The sequence below is a fragment of the bacterium genome (assembly GCA_035371905.1).
Lineage (GTDB): Bacteria > Ratteibacteria > UBA8468 > B48-G9 > JAFGKM01 > JAMWDI01.
The window spans coordinates 1-4,885 of record DAORXQ010000112.1 but is presented as its reverse complement, the minus strand read 5'-3'; the positions used below and the strand labels follow the sequence as shown (position 1 = coordinate 4,885).

Sequence of the window (4,885 nt, the reverse complement as noted above, 5' to 3'; positions counted from 1 at the left end):
ATTTAGTGGAAAACCTACAAATTATCATAGAAATGCTGAAAATGTGGTTGATGGATATTCCTGTATTATTTCTTCCAGGATTTGAAATCCATCAGAATATTTTTTTTGATAAAAATAACAGTAAGCAATTCTGATTTTTGTATTACATATTTTAAATGGTACTTTAACTAAATCAAGACATTTTTTATAAATTTCTATTGCCTTTTCATATTCTTTTTGTTTCTCATAAATCATTCCGAGATTTTCTAATGAGAGTTCTTTATAAATGTCTTTTTGTGTATTATCAAATATCTCCTGATAAATTTCAATTGCTTTTTTTAAATTCCCCTCTCTCTCATATTTCACTGCAATTTCTAACATCTCACACTCATTTACTAAATTATCTGATTGGACAGATATAAAACTAATACAAATAAAAAAAATAAACCCAAAATATATTATTCTTTTCACTTTAACCCTTTTTATTTTTATACCCCTTGAAATTAATATTGTAAATAAAGACCTTCCCCATTCAATTTCATTATTTCTCATTTTAAAAAGTTCGTCAAGAATGACTTTTATTCACTTCAAAGATAACTTTAATGAAAAAAGATGTCTCCTTGATACATTGATTTTAGAATGAAATTGAGTTATAATTAAAATATGCTGAACTTATTGCTTCTACTTAATCTGGTTCTTCTGATAGTTATTATATTTCTTATTGTGACAAAAAAAGAAACAGATGCCAGAGATATCATTTTAAAGCAGGATGAAATTAAAGAAAAAATACTAACCATTTCAAAGGAATTTTCTGAGAATCTTTTAAATACAAGACATCAGTTAAATCAGGAAATAACAAATATTCTTAAAAATACTGAAATGTTAATTCTTGACCAGGTAAATAAAACAATCTCAACACTCGGAACAACTGATACAAACTTACAGCAGAGAATGGAAAATTTAAGAACACAATTACATCAAACATTAACAGATACTGTGAAAAACCTGACAAATTCAATAAATTCATCAACTTCTCAACTTAATTCAAATCTTGATAGTAAACTTGAACAATTAAATAAACGACTTGCAGATACAACAGGATTAATAACAAATTTAAATTTAAGGGTTGGTGAATTAAGCAAATCTGCAGAAGAATTAAGAAAAGTAAATGAAGAACTTAAAACTGCCCTTACAAGCCCAAAACTTGGAGGAGATATAGGTGAACAGATACTTGAAAATATGTTGAAAAATGTTCTACCACAAGAAATATATAAACTTCAGTATTTAATTTCTCCTGGAAATAGGGTTGATGCTGCTATTTTCATTGAAAACAGATTTATACCAGTGGATGCAAAATTTCCAGTTATATCCTATAAAAAAATGGCTAATTCAAAAGATGAAGAATATGAAAAAAATAAGCAAGAATTTATAAAAGAGGTTAAAGGACATATTGAAAAAGTTGCTAAATATATACAACCTGAAAGAGGTACTTTTAATTTTGCTTTTATGTATATTCCGAGTGAGCCGATTTTCTATAGTTTGTTGATAAGTGAGGATAAAGATGGAACTTCAATTTTTAATTACTCATGGTCTCAAAAAAAAGTCCTTCCAGTTTCTCCCCAGAGTTTATTTGCCTATTTAAATATAATCCTGCTTGGACTAAAAGGAAAAATAATTGAAAAAAATGCTGAGTATATATTGAAATCATTTGAAGGTATGGGTAAAATATTTGAAAACTTAAAAAATTCTTTTGAAAAATCAATAAGACAGTTAAAATATACAAATTCTAATTTTGAAGAAGCAAAAAATTTTCTTGATAAATTTGAAACTGAATTTAAAGAATTACAGAAAATTAAAATAGAAAAACTGGAAGAGTAAAAAGTATGGAAAATTACACACCAATGCTTGTTCAATATCACAGTATTAAAAAAAAGTATCCTGATTGTCTTTTATTTTTCCGTCTTGGAGATTTTTATGAAATGTTTTATGAAGATGCAAAAATTGCTTCAAAAATCCTTGACCTTGTTTTAACCTCAAAAAATGCAGGAAAAAGTGGAAAAATACCGATGTGTGGAATTCCTTACCATGCTGCTGATAGTTATATTTCTAAATTGATAAAAAATGGATATAAGGTTGCTATATGTGAACAGGTTGAAGACCCGAAGAAAGCAAAAGGAATTGTAAAGAGAGAAGTAATAAGAGTTTTAACTTCTGGAACTTATATTGATGAAACAAATCCAGAAGCAAGATATCTTTTTTCTCTATTTATAGATGAAAATTCTTTTGGTTATTCATTTATTGAAAGTGGTGGCTCTGTAATATATACAAATGAAAATCAGGACATTACAAAAATAATAGAAATAATATTTAAATTACCTGTATATGAAGTTATTTACCCTGAAAGTAGAAAGGATAAAATAAAAGTACTGTTCTCAAATCCTCTCTTAAAATTAAAAAATATAACTCTTACAGAACTTGAGGACTGGCATTTCAATTATGATATTTCAAAAAAAACAATACTTGAAACATTTAAGGTTGCAGGTTTAAGTGGTTTTGGAATAGAAAAACTAGTTTATGCTCAAAGATCAATAGGTCCACTGGTTGACTATTTAAAAGATACAAACAAAAGCAATCTTTTACACCTTGATAGGATTTCTCTTTATAACGATAATGAATTTGTCTATCTTCCATCCTGCGCCATAAAAGGACTTGAAATTGAAGACCTTATAAAAATCATTGATAGAACAAACACTCCGATGGGTAAACGACTTTTGAAATACTGGGTTTTACATCCATTAACAGATATAAAAGAAATACAAAAAAGACATGAGATTGTTGAATTTCTGATAAAAAACAAAAGTTTAAGAGAAAAAATTAAAAATATACTTGCAGATATCAGGGATACAGAAAAAGCACTGACAAAAATAAGTTATGGATACGGTTCTGCAAAAGATATTATAGAAATAAAAAAATTATTGAAAAAAACTTCTGAATTACTTGAAAATTGTGAGGAAATATTTAGAAAATTTGACTATTTTGAAATTGATGATATACCTAATTTGAGAAATTTACTTGAAAGAGCAATTGATGAAAATATACCATCTGTTAATTTTGAAGGGAAGGTTATAAAAAAGGGCTTTAATGAAGAAATAGATAGATTAAGAGAAATAAAGGAAAACAGTGAAAATTATCTTGCAAAATATCAGGAAGAAGAAATAAAAAGAACTGGTATAAACTCCTTAAAAATTGGTTACAACAAAATATTCGGATACTATATTGAGATAACAAAACCAAATTTAAAACTTGTTCCACCTGATTATGTAAGAAAACAGACACTTGTGAATGCTGAAAGATTTACAACACAAAAACTGAAAGAGTTTGAAGAAGAAATATTGACTGCTGAAGAAAAAATAATATTACTTGAAAGTGAAATAATAGAAAAAATTAAGGAAGAAATATTAAAAAACTCACATAAAATAAATTTAATAAATGAAACCATAGCAAAATTAGATGTTTTATTATCCTTTACAGAAGTAGCAATTGAAAATAATTATACAAGACCAATTGTTGATAAGAGTACAATAATAGAAATAAAGGAAGGAAGACATCCTGTTGTTGAAAAATCAGTTGAGGAATTTGTTCCAAATGATACTTTTCTGGATACAATAGAAAACTATCTTTTGATTATAACAGGTCCAAATATGGCTGGAAAATCAACATATATAAGACAGGTAGCACTAATTGTTTTACTTGCTCAAATTGGTTCTTTCATCCCTGCAAAATATGGAAAAATTGGATATGTGGATAAAATATTTACAAGAATTGGTGCTCAAGATGAACTGACAAAAGGACAGAGTACTTTTATGGTTGAGATGTCAGAGACAGCAGAAATATTGAATAATTTAACAGAAAGGAGTTTGATAATAATTGATGAAATAGGAAGGGGAACAAGTACTTATGATGGTTTTTCTCTTGCATGGAGTGTCGCAGAATATTTACACAAGAAAAAAGTTAGAACTCTTTTTGCAACACATTTTCATGAAATTACGGCTCTTGGTAAATACAGAGGGGTTAAAAATCTTAATGTGAGTGTTAAAAAGTCAGGGGATAATATAATTTTTCTGCATAAAATAACAGAAGGAGCAACTGATGAAAGTTATGGAATATATGTTGCCAGACTTGCAGGAATACCAGAAAATGTTATAAAAAGAGCAGATGAAATATTATCAAAACTTGAACTTGAAGGAACGATAAAGGATAAAATAATAGGAGAAGTGGAGGTTGAATATCCCTCTTTATTTTCACTTGAAGAAAAAAATAAAGTTGATGAATTAAAGGAAGAAATAAAAAAACTTGAATCAATTAAAAATGATTTGAAAAGTATTGAAATAGAAAACTTAAGACCAATTGATGCACTTTTAAAATTAAAGGAATTAAAAGAAAGAATAAATGGGAAAAGTTAATTTTTTAACTGAAAGTATCATAAGTAAAATAGCGGCTGGTGAAGTGGTTGAAAGTCCTGCATCTGTACTTAAAGAACTTATAGAAAATTCAATTGATGCAAAATGCAGAAAAATAGAAGTTAAAATTGAAAAATCGGGTAAAAAATTGATATATGTTAAAGATGATGGAGAGGGGATAGAATCTGACGATATAGAAAAAATATTTGAAAGGTATTCAACAAGCAAAATAAAAAATCTTGAAGACCTTTATAACATAAAAACTCTTGGTTTTAGAGGAGAAGCCCTTTACAGTATTGGTGCTGTTTCTGATGTCATATTAAAAAGTAAAGTTAAAAATTCTGAAACAGGGAAAGAAATTCATATAAGAGGCGGGAAAAAATTAAGTATTAAAGATTGTGGAATGCCGGATGGAACTATAGTTGAAGTGAGGGAACTTTTTTTCA

The 4,885-nt window shown here is 27.5% G+C and carries 4 protein-coding genes; 3 read left to right on the top strand and 1 reads right to left on the bottom strand.

Annotated elements, in window-relative coordinates:
* Positions 1–24: 24 nt before the first annotated feature.
* A complete protein-coding gene (locus PKV21_09030) occupies positions 25–531 on the bottom strand; it encodes a tetratricopeptide repeat protein (protein ID HOM27628.1) in 507 nt (168 codons plus the stop codon).
* A gap of 111 nt (positions 532–642) precedes the next feature.
* On the opposite strand from PKV21_09030, the gene PKV21_09025 reads away from it, so the two are divergent.
* From PKV21_09025 to mutL, 3 genes are all read left to right on the top strand, one after another.
* Complete coding sequence (locus PKV21_09025; protein ID HOM27627.1) at positions 643–1,857, top strand: DNA recombination protein RmuC; 1,215 nt, start codon at positions 643–645, stop codon at positions 1,855–1,857.
* Between the two features lie 5 nt (positions 1,858–1,862).
* Positions 1,863–4,442 (top strand): DNA mismatch repair protein MutS, encoded by a 2,580-nt coding sequence (mutS, locus tag PKV21_09020; protein HOM27626.1) that lies wholly within the window; start codon positions 1,863–1,865, stop codon positions 4,440–4,442.
* The coding region (gene mutL / locus PKV21_09015; GenBank protein HOM27625.1) for a DNA mismatch repair endonuclease MutL at positions 4,429–4,885 on the top strand (457 nt) is incomplete at its 3' end. The genes mutS and mutL, both read left to right, overlap by 14 nt.